The 18,790-nt window shown below is 68.5% G+C and carries 20 protein-coding genes; 10 read left to right on the forward strand and 10 right to left on the reverse strand.

All coding sequences use genetic code 11. From position 1 onward, the window contains the following. The first annotated feature begins 136 nt into the window (after positions 1-136). On the forward strand, positions 137-715 hold the full coding sequence (locus ACLQ6X_RS10960) for a hypothetical protein (RefSeq protein ID WP_411700195.1): 579 nt from the start codon (positions 137-139) through the stop codon (positions 713-715). Between the two features lie 22 nt (positions 716-737). On the opposite strand, the gene ACLQ6X_RS10965 is transcribed toward ACLQ6X_RS10960, so the two are convergent. Next, positions 738-2,153 (reverse strand): amidase, encoded by a 1,416-nt coding sequence (locus tag ACLQ6X_RS10965; protein ID WP_411700196.1) that lies wholly within the window; start codon positions 2,151-2,153, stop codon positions 738-740. A gap of 80 nt (positions 2,154-2,233) precedes the next feature. Between ACLQ6X_RS10965 and ACLQ6X_RS10970 the strand changes: the two genes are divergently transcribed. The 4 genes from ACLQ6X_RS10970 (at position 2,234) to ACLQ6X_RS10985 (ending at position 4,986) form a co-directional block, all read left to right on the forward strand. Then, a complete protein-coding gene (locus ACLQ6X_RS10970; protein ID WP_411700213.1) occupies positions 2,234-2,593 on the forward strand; it encodes a GntR family transcriptional regulator in 360 nt (119 codons plus the stop codon). Then, positions 2,590-3,492, forward strand: a complete 903-nt coding sequence (locus tag ACLQ6X_RS10975; protein ID WP_411700197.1) for an ABC transporter ATP-binding protein — start codon at positions 2,590-2,592, stop codon at positions 3,490-3,492. Before ACLQ6X_RS10970 ends, ACLQ6X_RS10975 begins: the two co-directional genes overlap by 4 nt. Then, positions 3,489-4,268 carry an ABC transporter permease gene (locus ACLQ6X_RS10980; protein WP_411700198.1) on the forward strand — a complete coding sequence of 260 codons (780 nt, stop codon included), beginning with the start codon at positions 3,489-3,491 and terminating at the stop codon, positions 4,266-4,268. The genes ACLQ6X_RS10975 and ACLQ6X_RS10980 overlap by 4 nt, the downstream gene beginning before the upstream one ends. Positions 4,269-4,368: 100 nt before the next feature. Next, positions 4,369-4,986 carry a hypothetical protein gene (locus tag ACLQ6X_RS10985; protein ID WP_411700199.1) on the forward strand — a complete coding sequence of 206 codons (618 nt, stop codon included), beginning with the start codon at positions 4,369-4,371 and terminating at the stop codon, positions 4,984-4,986. Positions 4,987-4,993: 7 nt separating this feature from the next. On the opposite strand, the gene ACLQ6X_RS10990 is transcribed toward ACLQ6X_RS10985, so the two are convergent. The 7 genes from ACLQ6X_RS10990 to ACLQ6X_RS11020 form a co-directional block, all read right to left on the reverse strand. Next, positions 4,994-5,572, reverse strand: a complete 579-nt coding sequence (locus ACLQ6X_RS10990) for an N-acetyltransferase family protein (RefSeq protein ID WP_411700214.1) — start codon at positions 5,570-5,572, stop codon at positions 4,994-4,996. Between the two features lie 67 nt (positions 5,573-5,639). Beyond that, the gene (locus tag ACLQ6X_RS10995; protein ID WP_411700200.1) at positions 5,640-6,458 is read right to left on the reverse strand and encodes an ABC transporter permease; all 819 of its coding nucleotides are present in this window, start codon (positions 6,456-6,458) and stop codon (positions 5,640-5,642) included. Continuing rightward, positions 6,455-7,411: an ABC transporter ATP-binding protein gene (locus ACLQ6X_RS11000; RefSeq protein WP_411700201.1), complete on the reverse strand. Its 957-nt coding sequence runs from the start codon at positions 7,409-7,411 to the stop codon at positions 6,455-6,457. Before ACLQ6X_RS11000 ends, ACLQ6X_RS10995 begins: the two co-directional genes overlap by 4 nt. A gap of 45 nt (positions 7,412-7,456) precedes the next feature. Continuing rightward, positions 7,457-8,131 carry a uracil-DNA glycosylase gene (locus ACLQ6X_RS11005; RefSeq protein ID WP_411700202.1) on the reverse strand — a complete coding sequence of 225 codons (675 nt, stop codon included), beginning with the start codon at positions 8,129-8,131 and terminating at the stop codon, positions 7,457-7,459. Next, positions 8,128-8,853 carry a Type 1 glutamine amidotransferase-like domain-containing protein gene (locus ACLQ6X_RS11010; RefSeq protein ID WP_411700203.1) on the reverse strand — a complete coding sequence of 242 codons (726 nt, stop codon included), beginning with the start codon at positions 8,851-8,853 and terminating at the stop codon, positions 8,128-8,130. Before ACLQ6X_RS11010 ends, ACLQ6X_RS11005 begins: the two co-directional genes overlap by 4 nt. Further along, positions 8,850-9,395 (reverse strand): phosphoribosyltransferase, encoded by a 546-nt coding sequence (locus ACLQ6X_RS11015; protein WP_411700204.1) that lies wholly within the window; start codon positions 9,393-9,395, stop codon positions 8,850-8,852. Before ACLQ6X_RS11015 ends, ACLQ6X_RS11010 begins: the two co-directional genes overlap by 4 nt. A 42-nt stretch (positions 9,396-9,437) precedes the next feature. Further along, positions 9,438-10,214: an SDR family NAD(P)-dependent oxidoreductase gene (locus tag ACLQ6X_RS11020; protein WP_411700205.1), complete on the reverse strand. Its 777-nt coding sequence runs from the start codon at positions 10,212-10,214 to the stop codon at positions 9,438-9,440. Between the two features lie 32 nt (positions 10,215-10,246). Here ACLQ6X_RS11020 and ACLQ6X_RS11025 point away from each other — a divergent pair, with 32 nt between their 5' ends. Beyond that, positions 10,247-11,347, forward strand: a complete 1,101-nt coding sequence (locus tag ACLQ6X_RS11025) for an acyltransferase family protein (RefSeq protein WP_411700206.1) — start codon at positions 10,247-10,249, stop codon at positions 11,345-11,347. On the opposite strand, the gene ACLQ6X_RS11030 is transcribed toward ACLQ6X_RS11025, so the two are convergent. After that, positions 11,344-12,846, reverse strand: a complete 1,503-nt coding sequence (locus ACLQ6X_RS11030) for an MFS transporter (protein ID WP_411700207.1) — start codon at positions 12,844-12,846, stop codon at positions 11,344-11,346. The two genes, ACLQ6X_RS11025 and ACLQ6X_RS11030, sit on opposite strands and share 4 nt — an antisense overlap. Next, positions 12,843-13,412, reverse strand: a complete 570-nt coding sequence (locus tag ACLQ6X_RS11035) for a PadR family transcriptional regulator (RefSeq protein ID WP_411700208.1) — start codon at positions 13,410-13,412, stop codon at positions 12,843-12,845. Before ACLQ6X_RS11035 ends, ACLQ6X_RS11030 begins: the two co-directional genes overlap by 4 nt. A gap of 153 nt (positions 13,413-13,565) precedes the next feature. On the opposite strand from ACLQ6X_RS11035, the gene ACLQ6X_RS11040 reads away from it, so the two are divergent. The 4 genes from ACLQ6X_RS11040 (at position 13,566) to ACLQ6X_RS11055 (ending at position 18,788) form a co-directional block, all read left to right on the forward strand. Beyond that, positions 13,566-14,882, forward strand: coding sequence for a bifunctional o-acetylhomoserine/o-acetylserine sulfhydrylase (locus tag ACLQ6X_RS11040; RefSeq protein ID WP_411700209.1), 1,317 nt, complete (start codon positions 13,566-13,568; stop codon positions 14,880-14,882). A 43-nt stretch (positions 14,883-14,925) separates the two neighbouring features. After that, positions 14,926-16,131 carry a homoserine O-acetyltransferase MetX gene (metX, locus tag ACLQ6X_RS11045; RefSeq protein WP_411700210.1) on the forward strand — a complete coding sequence of 402 codons (1,206 nt, stop codon included), beginning with the start codon at positions 14,926-14,928 and terminating at the stop codon, positions 16,129-16,131. Positions 16,132-16,377: 246 nt separating this feature from the next. Next, on the forward strand, positions 16,378-17,541 hold the full coding sequence (locus tag ACLQ6X_RS11050; RefSeq protein WP_411700211.1) for a sensor histidine kinase: 1,164 nt from the start codon (positions 16,378-16,380) through the stop codon (positions 17,539-17,541). Further along, positions 17,538-18,788, forward strand: a complete 1,251-nt coding sequence (locus tag ACLQ6X_RS11055; RefSeq protein ID WP_411700212.1) for a hypothetical protein — start codon at positions 17,538-17,540, stop codon at positions 18,786-18,788. The genes ACLQ6X_RS11050 and ACLQ6X_RS11055 overlap by 4 nt, the downstream gene beginning before the upstream one ends. Positions 18,789-18,790 lie beyond the last annotated feature (2 nt).

Consider the following 18,790-nt stretch of genomic DNA (forward strand, 5'->3'; position numbering starts at 1 on the left):
CTGTTCCGCCGCCGCGATCAGGGGCTCGCGCTGCACACGGTGCCGGCCGACGACGCGGAGCCCGTGCTCGCGCACTAGCCGAACCGTGGCCGGATCGTGACCGTCGGCGGCTGCTGGATTCGCTATCCTCTCGTGCATGAGGGCCTGCACAGCAGCCGCCGCCACCGTCGTCGTCACGTTCGCGCTGATGCTCGGCGGGTGTGCGCCGTCGTTTCCCGACATCTCGGTCACCGAGACCCCGACCGCGCCCGCGCAGTCGCCCGCACCCACAACCGCGCCCACGCAGACGGCCGCACCGACCGCCGACCCCGCCGCGCTCGCGTGCGACACGGTGCTCGACGAGTCGTCGCTCGACGCCTTCGCGGCGCACGACTACCAGCTCAGCGACGATTTCGCCCAGCGCGCGGTCGACCAGGGCTGGCCCGAGGCGGCCTTCGTGACGTCGGGCGGCCTGCTCTGCCAGTGGGGTGTTGTGCGGTCGGATGCCTCCGAGCACTACGGGCTAGCGCCCATCACCGCCGAACAGCGGGCGACGCAGATCGCCCGACTCGGTGCGGCGGGCTACAGCAACGAGATCTACGGCGACGGCGAACTCTTCACGGGAGCACTGACCGAAGGGGTGACCCTGCACTATCTCATCGCCGGCGACCACTGGTTCGTGGGCTTCTCCACCGCGCGCATCGACGAGATCCGTCGCAACGCCGGCCTGAGCTAGAAGCGCACCCTCCAGAGCGGCGTCACCACTGCGGCGGGTGCCTGCGCTGCCACGCGAACCGGCGTTCGAGCTGGGCGCCGATGGCGAGCAGGGTGTGCTCGCCACCCGGGCGACCGATCACCTGCACGCCCATGGGCACGCCCGCATCCGTCACCGCGACCGGAAGCGTGATCGCGGGCAGCCCGCTCACGTTCGCGAACGACGTGAACGGCGTGTACTGCACCTGCTGCTCGAAGTTGCGCTCGGCGTCGACCGGGTCGTACCAGCCGATCGGGCGTGGGGTGAGCGCGAGGGCGGGCGTGATGACCGCGTCGACGTGCGAGAACTGGCGGATGACACTGCGCTCGAACCGCGTCAGTGTGGTCAGCGCCTCCGCGAGGTCCCGTGCGCCCAGCTGCCGCCCGCGGGCCACGAGCCACTGCGTCAGGGGTTCGAGCAGCTCGAGCTGTTCCCCCTCGGCGGGGATGGTCGAGGCGCCGGCCTGCCAGATCGTGCGGAACGCCGGACCGTACGTGTCGTCCGGTTCGAGCGCGAGGTCTTCGAGCCCGTGGCCGAGCACGGCGAGTTCGCCGACCGCGGTCTCGAGCGCGGCGATGGCCTCGGGCGAGACGGTGATCTCGTAGGCGCTGTCCCACGGCGAGGTCGTCATCACGCCGATCTCGAACCGCCCTTCGCCGCGCACGGCGGCGTTGAGCAGCGCGCCGCCGTCCCACGACGGCGCGCGCGTGCCGTATTGATACGCGCCGCCGTCGATCATCGCGTCGAGCAGCATCGCGGCGTCGGCGACCGTGCGTGCGATCGGACCGGGCGTGACGAGACCCCCGAGCGACGCGAACCCGGCGTTCGACGGTATGCGTCCGCGCGACGGCTTCACACCGACGAGACCGGTCGCCGCGGCGGGGATGCGGATCGACCCGCCGCCGTCGGAGCCCGGTGCGACGGGCAGCAGGCCGGCGGCGACGGCGACGGCCGCTCCCCCGCTGCTGCCGCCGGCGCCGAGCGTCGTGTCGTAGGGGTTGCGCGCCGGCGGGGCCACGAACGACTCGGTATAGCTGGGCATACCGAACTCGGGCGCGTTGGTCTTGCCGAGGCTCACCCCGCCCGCGTCGTCGAGCACGGTGACGATCTCGTCCGACTGCTCGGGAACGAAGTGTTCGAACAGCCGCGACCCGTAGGTGGTCCGCACGCCCCTGCGCGCGCTCAGGTCTTTGTCGCCGAGCGGCAGTCCCCAGAGGGCGACGGCTCGCGAGACCGTCGACTCGACGTGCGCCGCGCGGGCGAGCGCCGCCTCCGGGGTCACCGTCGTGAAGGCGCCGAGCTCGCCGTCGAGGCGGGCGATGCGCTCGAGGTAGTGCGCCGCGAGTTCGGTGGGCGAGACATCGCCGCGGCGCAGCCAGTCGGCCTGCTCCTGGGCGGTGAGGTGGTGGAGTTCGAACATTCTCCGAGCCTAGGGTCTTGACACGGCCCGCCGCGGCTGGTTGGTTAGTTACATGAGTAATGAACCAGCGAAGCAGGCGCATCGTGGATGAGTCACGGCCGATCTTCGTGCAGATCGCGGAGGGGATAGAGAACGACATCCTCGCCGGCATACTCGCGGAAGAGACCCAAGTGCCGTCGACCAACGAGTTCGCCACCTACTACCGCATCAATCCCGCCACCGCCGGCAAAGGCGTCAATCTGCTCGTCGACGCGGGAATCCTCTACAAGAAAAGGGGTATCGGCATGTTCGTCGCCGAAGGAGCGAGAACCCGCCTGACGGAGGCTCGCCGCGAGACATTTCACACGGAGTTCGTCAGGCCGCTCGTCGCCGAAGCCGCAAAACTCGGCATCACGTCGACGCAGCTGGCCGACATGATCAGGAAGGAAGAGACATCGTGAGTGCCGTAATCGAGGTCACGGGCCTCGGAAAGAGATTCGGTCAGCTCGCCGCGATCGACGACGCGACGTTCTCGATCGACGAGAACCGCATCTACGGCCTGCTCGGCCGCAATGGGGCGGGAAAGACGACGATGATGCAGCTCATCACCGGTCAGGATTTCGTATCGGAAGGCAGCATCCGGGTCTTCGGCGAGAACCCGGTCGAGAACTCGCGCGCTCTCTCCCGCGTCTGCTTCGTCAAGGAGAGCCAGAAGTATCCCGACGACTTCAAACCGAAGCACGTGCTGCGTAGCGCCCCGTGGTTCTTCCCCAACTGGGACGCGGCCTTCGCCGAGCGGCTCGTCGCCGACTTCCGCCTGCCGGTGAACCGGCGCATCAAGAAACTGTCGCGCGGTCAGCTCTCGGCGATCGGCGTGATCGTCGGACTCGCCTCGCGCGCGCCGATCACCTTCTTCGACGAGCCGTACCTCGGCCTCGACGCCGTCGCCAGACAGATCTTCTACGACCGCCTGCTCGAGGACTACGCCGAACACCCGCGCACCGTCGTGCTGTCTACCCACCTCATCGACGAGGTGAGCAACCTGCTGGAGCACGTGATCGTCATCGACGACGGAAAGATCATCATGGATGCCCCGGCGGAAGAACTACGCGGGTCGGCCACGACCGTCGCAGGGCAGCGCGCGGCTGTCGACGCTTTCACGTCCGGCCGCGACATCCTGCACAGCGAACGGCTCGGCGGGCTGTCGTCCGTGACCGTCGGGCGCCTCTCCCCCGCCGAGCGCGAAGCTGCGACGGCCGCCGGCCTCGAGCTCTCCCCGGTCTCGTTGCAGCAGCTCGTCGTGCGCGTCACCACGAGCGACCGTGCCACCGCGAACACAGAATGGAGCAAGGACTCATGACCACCGCGACCCTCGCCGAGACCGCAACCCACGCGCGCCCGGCCCCGCCGAACCGCATCCTCGCGGTCGTGCGCCTGCACTTCGTGAACCCGGCCACCACGATCACGGTGCCGTGGTTGATCCTGGGATTCATCTTCCTGGTGAATCTCGCCATCTGGGCGATCATCTTCGCCTCTGTGGCGGACGAGGAATCACGCACCAACGCGCAGGAGGGACTCAACTGGAGCGGCGCCTCGTTCTACATCTTCGTGTACATGACGATCGTGGCCATCCAGGCGATCAACCTCACCTTCCCGTTCGCGCAGGGCTACAGCGTGACGAGACGTGACTTCTACCTGGGCACCTCGATCGCGTTCATCCTGCTGTCGGCGATGTACGCGGCCGGCCTCACGGTGCTCTCGCTCGTCGAGGACGCGACGGGAGGCTGGGGGCTCGGCGGCCACATGTTCACCTCGGTCTACTTCGGAGTGGGCGAGTGGTACGTGCGGTTCGGCCTGTTCTTCACGATCTTCGCGTTCTTCTTCTTCCTCGGGGCGGCCTTCGCGGCCGTCTACGTGCGGTGGCGGGCCCACGGCATGATCGCCCTCTGGGCGGCCATCACTCTCTGGATCGTGGCCCTCATCGCGGTCGCCACCTTCACCGACTCCTGGCCGGCGGTGGGCGCCTGGTTCGTCGAGACGGGAGTCAACGGCGTCATCCTCTGGACGCTGCTGCCCACCGCGATCGCGGCGATCACCGGCTACGTCGTGCTGCGGAGGGCCACCCCGCGCAACTGACGTTTCCGCCGCCCGCGGTATGCCCGGCCGCTCCTGTGTGAGGGGGTGGTCGGGCACCCCCGCGCCTACTGCTAGGTTCGACAAACGGGAAGGAGCACCAATGAGCTCATCGAAGAAACTGGCGATTCTGCCGATCGCCATCGCCCTCGTGGCAGCCCTCGCCGGGTGCACCGCCGAAGAGGCCCCGCAGGCCGCACCGACGGCCGAGACCACCGAGACGCCCACCGCCGAACCGACGGTCACGCCGAGCACTCTCACCTTCACTATGCCCACCGACTGCGCGTCGATTCTGCCCCAGTCGCGCATCGACGAGTTCGCCGCTGAGGGCATAGTGCTGCTCGGCGGCCCCGGCGGCAGGTACGGCAGCGACTATCTCGTCGATGCGACCCCCGAAGAGCAGGCTGGCGGAATCAGCTGCATCTGGGGTTTCTCCGACAGCGAGGTGAGCAGTTTCACGATCTCGGTGGCGCCGCTCAGCGCCGCCACCCGCCCGGCCGTCGTCGCGAGTTTCGCCGAGCAGGGGCTCAACGAGGAAACCACCCCCGACGCCGTCGCGTACGGCGTGCAGGGCGACCGCTCACTCGACCCGGCGATCATGAACGTGCTGCGCGGCGAAAGCTGGATCTCGGTGATCGCCACGATCGGCGGACTCGACTCGTACACCCGCTCCGTCGAGATCTCCGGCGAGGTCTACGAGAGCGTCTACACCGCCCGCTGAGAACGCTCTACTTGAGGCTCTTCTGCATCATGTAGGTGCCCAGCCAGCGGTCGAACTTGTAGCCGACCTTGCCCATGTGGCCGATGTCCTTGAAGCCGAAGTCCTTGTGGATCTTGATCGACGACTCGGCTCCCCTGTCGGCGATGACGGCGATGATCTCCTTGATTCCCGCGGTCTTCGACCGCGTGATCAGCTCGCCGAGCAGCACCTTGCCGAGCCCCTTGCCGGTGGCTCCCGGGCCCAGATAGATCGAGTTCTCGACCGTGAAGCGGTAGGCCGCCTTGTCTTTCCAGGGGTAGACGTAGGCATAGCCGAGGATCTGCCCGCTCGGGCTGACGGCCACGATGAACGGAAAGCCGAGCTTGCCCACCGCCTGGAACTTCTTGCGCAGGGCGGCGATCGTCATCGGTTTCTCGTCGAAGGTCACCGTCGAGTTCATGACGTAGTGGTTGTAGATCTCGCGGATGTGCGGGAGGTCCTCGGCGATCGCCGGGCGGATCGAATACTCGAAGGTCGGCTGGGGGGCCGGCGCCTTCTTCAGGTGCGGCGGAAGAACCCGTCGCGGCTGGTATTCCTCTTCGAGCATCGTGAGCCCTCCATTCACGACAAGTCAACCAGATGCCGAGAGGTGCCACGTGGCGCAGGGCAGCGGCTCAGGTGACGTCGCGCTTCCACACGGCGAAGTAGCCGACGACGCCCACGACCGCTGCGATGCCGAACAGCACGAGGCCGCCCTGCCACCACTCGAGTTCGACGACATCGGTCGTCATGGCACCGAGCGAGGTGAAGACGCTCCAGCCGACCAGGGCGTCGCTCGCCGAACCCGGGAGGAACTGGCCGACGCGCGCCGTCCACTCCCAGATGGCCGACACCGAACGCAGGATCGGCTCGACGAACTGGGTGAAGGCGAGCACGATCACGAGGGCGGCGACCTGGTTGGGCACGAGGGTGCCGAGGGCGACCCCGATCACCGCCCAGAGGGCCATCGCGAGCACGACCCGCGCGACCAGAACCCAGGTGTCCGAATCGTCGAGTCCCGTGTTCTTACCGAGGGCGGCGAGCACGGCGGCGCCCGTCCCGACGGATCCGACGAGCGCCACGACGCCGTAGAACGCTCCGATCAGGGCCATCGCGATGCCCTTGGCCACGAGCACCTGCGCGCGGCGGGGGTTGGCCAGGAACGTCGGGGTGAGGGTCTGATGGCGCGACTCGGAGGTGGCCGAGAGCGCGCCGAGCAGCACGGGGAAGACGTAGCCGATCGCCGAGGCCGTGCTGTAGATGATGAGGTGCAGCTGCGACGCGTCGATGGTGGGAGCGGTCGGGTCGGCGGAGAGGTCGAGCCCGCCGAACACGCCCGCGAGAATTCCGGCGAGGCCGCCGACGTAGACGACCATGACGAGGGCGAGGATCCACCAGAGCCGGACGGTGAAGATCTTGGCCAGTTCGGCCCGCGTGGCCCTGACGATGCTCATGATGCGTCCCCCTCGATCGGTGCGGCGTGGGCCCCCTGTCTGTGCGCGCCGGGCACGGGTTCCGGTTCGGTTCCGGTGAGTTCGAGGAAGGCGCTCTCGAGGCCCTCCTGCTGTTCGGCGAGCAGACTGAGCGGCACGCCCGCGCGGTGCGCGATGGCGCCGATCGCGGCCCCGTCGAGCTCTTTCACGATGAGCCCGCCGTCGCTCACGTCGACCCGTGCGCCGGCGGCGAGCAGCGCCGAGTGCAGGGCCGCCCGGTCGGGGGCGTCGACCACGACGCGGGCGGTGAACTCCAGCCCGCTCAGCGTCCCGTCGTAGACGAGGCGGCCGCGAGTGATGATGATGGCCCGGTCGACACTCTGCTGCACCTCGCTGAGCAGGTGCGACGAGACGAGCACCGTGCGGCCCTCCGCGGCCAGCTCGCGCAGGAACCCGCGGATCCAGCGGATTCCCTCGGGGTCGAGACCGTTGATCGGCTCGTCGAGCACGAGCACCCGCGGGTCGCCGAGCAGTGCGAAGGCCAGCCCCAGCCGTTGCCGCATGCCGAGCGAGTAGCCGCCCACGCGGCGGTCGGCGTAGGCGTCGATGCCCACCTGCTTCAGCACGCGGTCGATGCGTGCCGGGTCGATGCCGGTGGCGGTCGTGTAGACCCGCAGGTGGTTGCGCGCGGTACGGCCGGGGTGGAAGCTCGACGCCTCGAGCGCCGTTCCGACCGTCTCGAGCGGGCTCGGCAGGTCACGGTAGCCCACTCCCCCGAAGGTCGCCGAACCCGAGCTCGGGTTCACCAGTCCGAGCAGCATCCGCAGTGTCGTTGTCTTGCCGGCGCCGTTCGGCCCGAGGAAGCCGGTGACGCTGCCCGGCTCGACGACGAAGCTCAGGTCGGCGACCGCCTCGACGGGACCGAACGACTTGGACAGGTGGGAGACGTCGATGGTCGTCGCGGAAGCTGGCATGGCTAGAAGCTACTCCCGAGGAGAGTTGCTCAACAAGGTTGCGCTTCAGAGCGACCAGTCGACCGGATGCGCCCCGCGTGCCACGAGCTCCGCATTCGCGCGGCTGAACGGCCGCGACCCGAAGAAGCCACGCGACGCCGAGAGCGGGCTCGGATGCGCCGACTCGATCGTCGGGGTGGCCGCGAGCAGCGGCTTCAGCGCCTGCGCGTCGCGACCCCAGAGAATGGCCACGAGCGGCTCGTCCCGCGCGACGAGCGCCCGGATCGCGGCATCCGTCACGGCCTCCCAGCCTTTGCCGCGGTGCGATGCTGCGGCGCCGGGCCGCACCGTGAGCACCCGGTTGAGCAGCATCACCCCGTGGTCGGCCCACGCGCCCAGGTCGCCGTGCTCGGGCGGATCGAGGCCGAGGTCGTCGCGCAGTTCGCGGTAGATGTTATTCAGGCTGCGCGGCAGCGGACGCACGTCGCGGTCGACCGCGAAGGACAGGCCGATGGCGTGCCCGGGCGTCGGATACGGGTCTTGGCCGACGATGAGCACGCGCACGTCGGCGAGCGGGCGCGTGAAAGCGCGCAGCACGTCGCGGCCGGCCGGCAGGTAGCCGTGCCCGTTCGCGGTCTCGGCGCGCAAGAAGTCGCCGAGGGCGGCGATGTTCGGCGCGACCGGTTCGAGAGCCTCAGCCCAACCGGGGTCGAGCAGGTCGGTCAGACGGTGCGGGCTCATGCGCCCAGGGTGCTCACGCTCACGCCGTCGTCGGTGCGGTCTACCTGCCAGATGCTCCCGGTGCCGACGACGCGCAACAGGTCGTCGCCCACGATCAGCGCGGTGAACTCGTCGATCGCGATGCCGCCGTCGACGAGGCCCGCCTCGGTGGCCGCCACGAGCCGGGAGAGAGTGCCCCACTGAGCGGCGTGCACCTCGATGGCGAGATCGACGAGGCCGAGCCCCTCGGCGACGGTGACGTCGACGAGGTCGTCGCTCGCGGCCTCGGCGCTCACCTCCACGTCGCCGATCTTCCAGCCGCCGATGATGGCGGTGTCCGCCGCTATGGCGGCGCCCGCCGAGAAGCCGAGGTACGGCAGCGAGTCACCCACGAGCATCCGGATCTCTTCGACGATCGGGGCGACCGCGTCGAGGTAGGCCGGAGTCAGTCCCCCGCCGATCAGCAGCGCGTCGATGCCGGAGAGCACGGTCGAGGTGAAGAGTTCGCCCTCGACGATGGCGGTGACGAACGGTTCGCAGAGCGCAACCCGCAGCAGCTGCTCGCGGTACTGCGACGCGCGGTCGCGAGCCGTCTCGGCGTCTTCGCAGACCAAGAGCACGCCGATGCGGGCGACGTCGCGTCCGCTCGCGAGGGCACGCTGCGACGCTTCGAGCAGGAACGCGCTGTAGACCTCGCCGTCGTAGTCGTCGGCCCAGCCGCCGCCGACCAGATGGATGCTCACGCGTCGGCCCCGCGGGTGTGCACGTGGCCCTCGACCTCGACGACCGGCAGTACAGACCAGGGGAAGTTGATCCACCGGTCGGTGTTCTTCCAGGTGTAGTGCGGCACGTGCACGGTGCCCGGCTTCGTGTACAGCACGACTGTGCGCACGGTGGCGCCGCTCGACTTGAGCAACTGGTCGACCATCGCGAGCGTGCGGCCCGAGTCGGAGACGTCGTCGACGAGCAGCACGTTCTTGCCGTCCAGCGTGGAGTCGTCGAACATGGGCGGCAGCATGATCGGTTCGGGCAGCCGCTCGCCGACGCCGGTGTAGAACTCGATGTTCATCGCCCCGCAGCTCTTCGCGCCGAGCGCGTAGGCGATCGACCCGGCGAGAAGCAGGCCTCCGCGCGCGATGGCGACCACGACATCCGGAACAAAACCGCTCTGCAGAACCTCGCGTGCGAGCTCGCGTGACGCCACACCGAACTGGTCCCAGGTGAGCACCTCGCGGTCGGGAGTGAGTTCGGCAGCGGGCGGCACATCGGAGGCGAGGGAAGTCATAGAAGACACGTTATCCCGCCGCGGAACCGCGCGGGGCCAGCGCTAGGCCCGCGGCTTCAACTCGCCACGGACCACCTTGTGCGGGGCGGCCTGGGCGACCGGCTTGATCGTGACGAGGTCGAGGTTCACGTGGAAGGGCAGCTCGACCGCGTGCACGATCGACTCGGCGATGTCGTCGGCGACGAGCGGGTCGGCGACGTTGTCGTAGACCGCGTCGGCCTTGGCCTGGTCGCCCCCGAAGCGCACGAGCGAGAACTCCTCGGTCTTCACCATGCCGGGCGCCACCTCGATCACCCGGATCGGTTCGCCGGCGAGCTCGAGCCGCAACACCGCCATCAGCGCGTGTGCGGCGAACTTCGCCGCGTTATACCCGCCGCCGCCCTCGTAGGCGACGTGGCCGGCAATCGACGTGACGGTGACGATGTCGACACCGTCGACATCCGCCGCCGCGAGGCGCAACAGCGGCAGGAACGCCGACGTGACGCGCTTGACCGCGACGACGTTGACGTCGAACATGCGGATCCAGTCGTCGGCGCTGCCCTCCTCGACCGAGGCGAGGCCGAAGGCGCCGCCGGCGTTGTTGACGAGGGCGTGCACGGGGCCGAGGCCGGCCACGAAGTCGCGAAGCGCGTCGACCTCGGCCTGCACGGTGAGGTCGGCGACGAACACGTCGGCTCCGGTCTCGGCGGCGAGCGCCTCGAGTCGGTCGGCGCGCCGGGCGACTCCGACGACGTCCCACCCGCGTTCACGGAAGAGCCGCACGGTGGCGGCTCCGATTCCCGAGCTGGCACCGGTCACTACAACGCGTCGACGATTCATGATCCAAAAGTACCGTCGCTACACTGGCACGAATGACAGCCACGATGCCGCCGACTGCGACGCCCACCGTCGGCACGTCGGGCGCAGCGAAAGAGCGTGTGCCGTTCTGGGACAACGCCCGGTTCCTCTGCGTCACTCTCGTGGTGGTCGGTCACGGCATCCAGCGGCTCACCGCCGACTCCGACAACGCGCTGATCGTCTACCTGTTCATCTACGCGTTCCACATGCCGGCGTTCGCCATCATCAGCGGCTACTTCTCCCGGCCGGGTTCGCCGAACGCGCGCCAGATGACCAAGGTCATCACCGACATCATCGTGCCCTACGTGATCATGGAGTCGATCTGGACTTTCGTGCAGTTTCTCGTCGAGGGCAAGCGCGAGTTCAATCCCACGCAGCCGAGCTGGACGCTGTGGTTTCTGCTCGCGCTGGGCATCTTCCGGCTCGTCCTGCCCTACCTGGCTCTGCTGAGGTTCCCGCTGCTCATCGCCGTGGCCCTGTCGGTGGGTGTCGGATACCTGGGAAACGTCGACAGCACCTTCTCGCTGTCACGCGCCATCGGCATCCTGCCCTTCTTCGTGCTCGGCTGGAAATTCAACGAATGGGGCGTTGTCGACCGCTGGCGCCGCGTCGTGAACGGCTGGTGGGTGCGCCTGCTCGCCGCGGCCGTGCTGGGCGTGTGGCTCGCGGTCGTGGGCGGCAACATCACCCTCTGGCGCGCGATCGACCTGCGCTTCTGGTTCTTCTACGACGACTCGTACAGCGGCCTCGGCGAGGGCGAGTGGTGGGCCGGCGCCGTGAGGCTCGGTCTGATCGCGCTCGCGATCGTGCTCACCGGCGCGTTCTTCGCGCTCATCCCGCGGCGGGAGACCTGGATCACCGCCTTCGGCACGTCGACGATGTATGTCTACCTGCTGCACAGCTTCATCCTCTACCCGCTGCGGGAGACCGGCATCCTCACCGACGAGCACACCTCGGCCGTCTGGCTGGTGAGCGTGGTCTTCGCCTGCGTCGCGATCTCAATCGTGCTGTCGGCGCCGATCGTGCGCCGGGTCTTCCGGCCGATCATCGAGCCGAAGCCCCGCTGGCTGTTCGTCGACCAGGGGGCCTTCCGCAGGCCTGACGCTCGTACCTAGGTCTCCTCGGTCGGTGCCGCGGGCGCGTGGCCGGATGACACGGACTTCGGCAGCGCGAAGACCAGCACGAGCGCCACGACGCTCAGGGCGGCGCTCAGTCCGATCGCCCAGGCCGCGGCGTCGGTGAAGGCCTGCGCCAGGTCGCCCGGTCCCTGGATGTTGGCGTTCGCGATTCCGGCGAACAGCACGCTGCCCACCACCGCGATGCCCACGGCGCTGCCGATGCGCTGCATCACGCCGATGACGCCGCTCGCGCCTCCCGCCTCGGAGCGGTCGACGGTGGCCACGATGAACTGCGCGTTCGGGGCGATGAACAGCCCGTTACCGAGGCCCGCGACGAGCAGGGGCAGCAGCAGCATCCAGTTGGTGAGGTCGACTCCCGGCACGGTGAGCAGCAGCACGAAGACCGTGATGAGTCCGATCGAGAGGAGGGTCACACCGATGACGAGCACGGTGCGGCCGAGTCGCGCCGTGAGCCGGTTGCTCTGCGACGACCCGATGATCGAGCCGATCGCGAACGGGATCGAGACGAGTCCCGACTCCAGCGCGGTGTGGCCGAGACCCGACTGCCACAGCAGCGAGATCACGAAGAAGATGCTCGTGAAGGCCGCGAAGTAGACGAGGGCGAGGATCGTGCCCCCGGTGAACGCCGGGTGGCTGAACAGCCGCGGCGGCACGAGCGGGCTGAGGCCGCGTTTCGTGTACGAGATCTCCCAGAACGCGAAGCCGACGACGAGCAGCACCCCGGCGACGAGCGTGAGGTAGGTCCAGAGCGGCCAGCCCTGGTCTTCGCCCTCGATCAGCGGCACGAGCAGCGCGATGAGCGCGGCAGACAGCAACACGAGACCGATCACGTCGATGCCCGACTTGGCGCCCTTGGCCGCCTTGACGTCTGCCCCGTTCGGAAGCAGGATCGCGGCGGCGATCAGGGCGACGATGCCGATCGGGAGGTTGACCCCGAAGACGAGACGCCAGCCGTTCTCCTCACCGAACGCCTCGATGATCAGGCCGCCGATGATCGGACCGAGGGCGGTCGAGACGCCGATGACGGCGCCCATGATCGCGAAGGCCTTGCCGCGCGACTGGGCGGGGAAGAGCAGCTGGATGAACGCGGTCACGGCAGGCACGAAGATGCCGCCGGCGAAGCCCTGCACGACGCGCGCGACGATGAGTTGTAGGTCGTTCTGGGCCAGGCCGCACGCGACGCTCGCCGCGGTGAAGAGCGCGAGCCCGGTGAAGAACACCCACTTGTGGCCGATGCGGTCGCCGAGGCGCCCGGCCGGAATCAGCACGAGTCCGAACGAGAGCGCATAGCCGGAGATGATCCAGGACAGCGTCGCCTCGGAGGCGTCGAGAGAGGTTCGGATGCTCGGAAGTGCGACGTTCACGATGGTGGTGTCGAGCAGCGCGATGAACATGCCGGCGAGCAGCACGATGAGCGCCTGCCAGGCGCGCCGCGGGATTGCCGGGGCGGCTGCCCGGGCGGGAAGTGTGGTCATGAGGAGGCTTTCGTTCGAGCCGATTCGTCGGCGATGATTCGGGGAAGTTCAAAGATGAGGGCTTTGTGCCAGTCGATGTCGGCGCGGAGCCTGACCGACTTGTGTGACAGCACGAAGCGTTCGTTGGCGGTGAGGTACTGGTCGGCCCGCGCACGTTGCGCCTCGCTCTCGGCGAGCATGGCCTCGAGGTCGGCCACGCGGCCATGCAAGGTGGCCTCCACGGTGTCGATGCTGTCCGGGTCGAGACGCGACATGGCGAGGTCGAAGGGGTCGGGCTTGAACACCACGGTGCTCAGTGCGTCGAGACGCAGCACGGCGAGCGCCTCGCGACCGGCGGGCGAGATCTCGTAGACCTGGCGTTCGGGGTAGTTGCCCTCGCGCTCCAGCCGGAGTTCGGTGATCAGCCCCTCGGCGGCGAGCCGCTTGATCACGCCGTAGAGGGAGCCGACGGAGATGTCCGTCCAGTAGTGCACGTGCTCCTTCTCGGCGAGCAGGCGCAGCTGGTGGCCGTGCATCGGACCCTCCACGGCGAGCGCGCCGAGGATGTAGAGACGCACTGAAGTCATGCGAACTACTCTCGCATGAGTAGTCGCGTGGTGCAAGCGCTGGGTTACGTCGTGTGTCCGGCGCCGTTGCCCGGCGCCGGACACGTTCATAGGCTCTCTGCCAACGGTCGTCCCCCGCGGCCGGGCACATCTCGACGAGGAAGGGTTGCCACCATGAGCGACTGGAAGTTCGAAACCAAGCAGGTTCACTCGGGCGCGGCGCCCGACCCCGTCACCAACGCCCGAGCGACGCCGATCTACAAGACCACCTCGTACGTCTTCAACAACTCCGAGCACGCCAAGAATCTCTTCGCGCTCGCCGAATTCGGGAACATCTACACCCGCATCCAGAACCCCACCCAGGCCGTGGTCGAAGAGCGCATTGCGGCGCTCGAGGGCGGAACGGCGGCGTTGCTCGTCGCCTCAGGCCAGGCCGCCGAGGCGTTCGCCGTGCTGAATATCGCGCAGGCCGGCGATCACATCGTGTCGTCGTCGTCCATCTACGGCGGAACCTACAACCTGTTCAAATACACGCTCGCGAAACTCGGCATCGAGACCACCTTCGTCGAGGACCAGGACGACGCGCAGGCGTGGGCCGAGGCCGTCAGGCCCAACACCAAGCTCTTCTACGCGGAGACCGTCGGAAATCCGCGCATCAATATCCTCGACATCTCGCTCGTCGCCAGTGTCGCCCACGAACACGGGGTGCCGCTCATCGTCGACAACACGATCGCGACGCCCTACCTCATCCGTCCGTTCGAGTTCGGCGCCGACATCGTCGTGCACTCCGCGACCAAGTACCTCGGCGGCCACGGCACCGTGATCGGCGGCGTCATCGTCGACGGCGGAACGTTCGAATGGAGCAAGAACGTCAAGAAGTTCCCCGGCCTCACCGAGCCCGACCCGAGCTACCACGGCGCGAGCTATACGACGGCGGTGGGCGACCCGATCGCCTACATCATCAAGGCGCGCGTGCAGTTGCTGCGTGACCTCGGCTCGTCGATCTCGCCCGACAGCGCCTTCAGCCTCATCCAGGGCATCGAGACGCTGAGCCTGCGCGTCGAGCGTCACGTCGCCAACGCGCAGGCGGTGGCGGAGTGGCTCGACACACACGACGACGTGGCGTCGGTGAACTACTCCGGCCTGCCGACGAGCCCCTGGTACGAAGCCGCGGGCAAGTACGCGCCGAAGGGCGTGGGCGGAGTGCTGTCGTTCGAGCTAAAGGGCGGCGTCGACGCCGGCCGGGCCCTCGTCGACAGCGTCGCCCTGTTCAGCCACGTCGCGAACATCGGCGACGTGCGCAGCCTCATCATCCACCCCGCCTCGACGACACACTCCCAGCTCACGCCCGAGCAGCAGTTGACGGCCGGCGTGACGCCTGGCCTCGTGCGGCTCTCCGTGGGTATCGAGAACATCGACGACATCCTCGCCGACCTCCAGGCGGGGTTCGACGCCGCGCGCGCCGCGGTGGCGGCGAACGCGCACGCGTAACAAACCGCCCGCGTTCGCCGATTGTGGCGATACTGGCTAGAACATGGACTGGCAGACACCCGAAGACACCGTGCCCTCGACGATCATCACCGAGGCCGACACGCGTTTTATGATCGGCAAACCCTCGGCGACGGGCGCCTGGCGCGAGGGCGACCCGGCGGGCGACCGTCGATTCGTGAACGTGGGTGCGGTGCAGCTCGAGCGCGGCGGCGCCCTGCCGTCGGTGCGCATCGCGTACGAGTCGTGGGGCACGCTCAACGCCGACCGTTCGAATGCGGTGCTGGTGCTGCACGCCCTCACGGGCGACAGTCACGTCATCGGGCTGCCGGGCCCCGGGCATCCGACGGCCGGCTGGTGGTCGGGCAACATCGGCACGGGCAAAGCCATCGATACCGACGAATGGTTCGTGGTGGCGCCCAACATGCTGGGCGGCTGTCAGGGCACCACCGGCCCCGCGTCGCACTCGCCGTTCGGGCGCGAGTGGGCGGCCGATTTTCCCTTCATCACCATCCGCGACCAGGTGGCCGCGCAGGTCGCGTTCTCGGCCGCCCTGGGCATCGAGCGCTGGGCGGTCGTGATCGGCGGCTCGATGGGCGGCATGCAGGCCCTCGAGTGGGCCGTCGGCTATCCCGAGCGGCTCGACCGCGTTGCGATCCTCGCGGCGCCACCCACCAGCCAGGCCGACCAGATCGCGTTGAACTCCGTGCAGCTCGAGGCCATCCGCATGGACCCGACGTACGCCGACGGCGACTACTACGACGCGGCCGACGGCGACGGCCCGCACCGCGGCCTGGCTCTCGCGCGCCGCATGGCCCTGCTCAACTACCGCTCCCCGCACGAGCTGAACGACCGTTTCGAACGCAGCTGGCAGAGCGGCCTCAGCCCGCTGGGCGGCGGCGGCCGGTACGCGGTAGAGAGCTACCTCGACTTCCACGGCAACAAGTTCTCGCGCCGCTTCGACGCGAACAGCTACATCACGCTCGTCGAGGCGATGAACTCGCACGACGTCGGCCGCGACCGCGGCGGCGTCGCGGCCGCGCTGCGACGCATCACCGCCAAGGCTCTCATTCTCGGCATCGACAGCGACAGGCTGTTTCCGCTCGAAGGACAGCTGCTCATCGCCAAGCACGTGCCCGGAAACATCGACGGCACACAGGCCACCGTCATCAGCTCCGACTTCGGCCACGACGGATTTCTCATCGAAGACGCCGCGGTCGGCGCGCACCTCGCGCGGCTGCTCGCCGCCTGAGGCCTTGCGACGGGCCGTTTCGAATTGGGCCGTTAACGCGCAGAGGCCGCAGGTTTCCCTGCGGCCCCGGCATCCCCCCGGTGTTGTCCCTCTATGTGAGAGGTTACCCCGGCACCCACGCCGCGCCGAAGGACACTGCACCCCCAGTAGTGGTGGCAGACTGTGTGAATACCACAATCGTTCGGGAAGGGACGGTGTGGTGGCTAGCAATCTGATGGATAACGCGACGCGGGGGACGAGAGCACGGTGGATCCGATTCTGAAGGAACGCGACCGCCTGTTGCAGCGCACCGCCCGCATCTGCGGCCTCAGCTTCACCGTCGTCGCCGCGCTCTGCCTCGTCCTTCCCGACGCCGTCACCCCCGCCACGTTCTTGCCCGTCGTGCCGCTCGTCATCCTTCTCGCCGCGGCGCAGTACGTGGTCGGGTTCAGCCGTTCGTACCTGTGGGTGCTCGTCCAGGTGGCGACGGTGCTCGGCATCGTCGCGAGCATCACGACCCTCAACCCCGACGGGCTCACCCCGGCCGCCTTGTCGTCGGTCTTCCAGTTCGCGGCGGCGTCGCTGCCGTCCATCGCCCTCGTGCTGGCGACCGACCGAGTGCGACTCGCCGTGCTCGCCGCCGTCTTCGTCGTCGTCACGGGGCTGACCACCTGGCTCACCGCGGATGCGCGCCCGCCGCTGCAGTCCCTCGGCATCCTGTCGCTCGGCTGGGTCATCGCCGCCGTCGCCGGAATCTGGGTCAGCGCCGGCGTGCCGCAGGCGGCGCGACGCATCGCGAGCATCGGGCGCGCACACCGCGCGGAACGTCAGGCGAGCGAGATCGAGGCACAGCGCCGTCAGTCGGCCCGCCTGCTGCACGACACGGTGCTGGCGACCCTCACGCTGCTGGCCCACTCCGGAGTGGGTGTGGCTCCGGCGGCGCTGCAGCAGCAGTCGGCCGACGACGCCAAACTGCTGCGACAACTGCGCCTGGGCGCCACGCCCGCCCCGCTCTCCTCGGGCGGCTACAACCTCGAACCGGTCGAAGAGACAGTGCTGGGAACCACCCTCGAGTCGGTGAAACAGCGCTTCGGTCGCATGGGACTCGAGGTCAGCTGGCACGGCACCGGGCAGGTGCTGCTGCCGAGCGACGTACTCGACGCGTTCCTGCTCGCCCTCGCGGAGTGCCTCGAGAACGTGCGTAGGCACTCGGGTGTGCGCGAAGCACACGTGACGATCGTCGACGACGCCACCACGGTGCGCGCCATGATCACGGATGCCGGGGTCGGGTTCATCCTCGACGACGTCGACTCCGCGCGACTCGGGTTCAAAGAATCCGTCGTGGCGCGGCTCAAGGAAGTCGGCGGCCACGCGCGCCTGTTCTCGGAGCCCGGATCGGGTACGACGGTCGTCCTGGAGGTGCCCCGGTGAGCTTTCCCCCCGCGAGCGAGAACACGCTCGGCCTCCTCGCCGAGGTGCGTGCGAGCCGCAGCATCGTCGGCGGCGCACGACGCTTCGTGCGACCGGAGAGCCCGCACCGTGCGAGCCTGGGCACCGCTTTCATCGGCATCGGCGCCTCGCTGATCTGCGGCCTGAGCGCCATCTACGGTTTCAGCTGGTTTGTCTCCCACTGGCCCGACTACCCGAACCCGGTACCCGCCCTCGGCGCATGGGTGCTGCTCATCGTGGTTCTCGTTCTGGCGTTCATCACGGCGAGCGTCGTGGGCGACCGCCTTCCCGACTGGATGTTCGCGGTCTTCCTCGCCCTGCTCGCGGTCGTGATCGTGCTCGACCTGCTCGCGATCTGGGACCTGCACGATGTCGGACGCTACGCGACCGCCTCCCTCACTGCGGCGACGGCACTGCTGCTCGTGATCACCCTGCGGCGCCCGTCGGACATCTTCATCGCGATCGGCGCGATCGGCACGTCGCTCCTCATCGCGATGATCGTCAACACCGAACTGACCGCGGACAACGCGGCCGCCCAGCTCACGTCGCTCGCGTTCGCGGTTCTGCCGGTCGTGATCGGCGTGATGATCGTGCGCGGCTTCCGCAGCATGGTGCAGGTCGAACTCGACCGTGTACTCGTGCAGAGCACCGTGTCTGCGCCGCGGTTCGCGGTCGGCATGCTCGCGTCGGAAGAGCTGGCCAGGCTCGACCTTGCCGCGGAGGAGCTGCTCGACTCCGTCGCCACCGGGCGCATCGCGCTCCCCCTGCGCCCGAAGACCGCCTCGGTCGCCGCCTCGCTCGCGACCGAGCTGCGCCTGCACCTCATCGAGGGCCGCAGGGAGACCTGGCTGTACCACGCCATCACCGAGTCCGAGCTGCTCGGCCGCTCGGTCACCCTGACCGACAAGGGCAGCCTCGCCGGACTGCTCGACGCCAACCAGCGCGACGGTCTGCTCGCCGCCGTCTGGCTGCTGGTCAACGACCACGCCAAGAAGACCGCGGTGCGCACCGTGCAGGTCAGTGTCGGCCCGATCGTGGCGTCGCCCGTTGCACCGAGTCATAAACTGAAGGTGCCCGTGGTCATCACCACGACGGGCGTGCAGAGAAATCGTGTCGACCCGTCGACATGGGACGCCATCCGACGGGTGGGACGCTACAGTGACTCAAGTCAGAACGCGAGTCTCCGGGTCGAAATCGAGTGCTTCGTCGACAACCCCGCCGACTTGTGAAA

Origin of the sequence: Conyzicola sp., from assembly GCF_046714715.1 — a bacterium.
Taxonomy (GTDB): Bacteria; Actinomycetota; Actinomycetes; order Actinomycetales; family Microbacteriaceae; genus Conyzicola.

Excerpts from the sequence above, each read along its gene's own strand:
- ACLQ6X_RS10960 (WP_411700195.1), top strand. The coding sequence starts at position 137 with ATGAGGGCCTGCACAGCAGCCGCCGCCACCGTCGTCGTCACGTTCGCG.
- ACLQ6X_RS10965 (WP_411700196.1), bottom strand. The coding sequence starts at position 2,153 with ATGTTCGAACTCCACCACCTCACCGCCCAGGAGCAGGCCGACTGGCTG.
- ACLQ6X_RS10980 (WP_411700198.1), top strand. The coding sequence starts at position 3,489 with ATGACCACCGCGACCCTCGCCGAGACCGCAACCCACGCGCGCCCGGCC.
- ACLQ6X_RS10985 (WP_411700199.1), top strand. The coding sequence starts at position 4,369 with ATGAGCTCATCGAAGAAACTGGCGATTCTGCCGATCGCCATCGCCCTC.
- ACLQ6X_RS10990 (WP_411700214.1), bottom strand. The coding sequence starts at position 5,572 with ATGCTCGAAGAGGAATACCAGCCGCGACGGGTTCTTCCGCCGCACCTG.
- ACLQ6X_RS10995 (WP_411700200.1), bottom strand. The coding sequence starts at position 6,458 with ATGAGCATCGTCAGGGCCACGCGGGCCGAACTGGCCAAGATCTTCACC.
- ACLQ6X_RS11000 (WP_411700201.1), bottom strand. The coding sequence starts at position 7,411 with ATGCCAGCTTCCGCGACGACCATCGACGTCTCCCACCTGTCCAAGTCG.
- ACLQ6X_RS11005 (WP_411700202.1), bottom strand. The coding sequence starts at position 8,131 with ATGAGCCCGCACCGTCTGACCGACCTGCTCGACCCCGGTTGGGCTGAG.
- ACLQ6X_RS11015 (WP_411700204.1), bottom strand. The coding sequence starts at position 9,395 with ATGACTTCCCTCGCCTCCGATGTGCCGCCCGCTGCCGAACTCACTCCC.
- ACLQ6X_RS11020 (WP_411700205.1), bottom strand. The coding sequence starts at position 10,214 with ATGAATCGTCGACGCGTTGTAGTGACCGGTGCCAGCTCGGGAATCGGA.
- ACLQ6X_RS11025 (WP_411700206.1), top strand. The coding sequence starts at position 10,247 with ATGACAGCCACGATGCCGCCGACTGCGACGCCCACCGTCGGCACGTCG.
- ACLQ6X_RS11030 (WP_411700207.1), bottom strand. The coding sequence starts at position 12,846 with ATGACCACACTTCCCGCCCGGGCAGCCGCCCCGGCAATCCCGCGGCGC.
- ACLQ6X_RS11035 (WP_411700208.1), bottom strand. The coding sequence starts at position 13,412 with ATGACTTCAGTGCGTCTCTACATCCTCGGCGCGCTCGCCGTGGAGGGT.
- ACLQ6X_RS11040 (WP_411700209.1), top strand. The coding sequence starts at position 13,566 with ATGAGCGACTGGAAGTTCGAAACCAAGCAGGTTCACTCGGGCGCGGCG.
- metX (WP_411700210.1), top strand. The coding sequence starts at position 14,926 with ATGGACTGGCAGACACCCGAAGACACCGTGCCCTCGACGATCATCACC.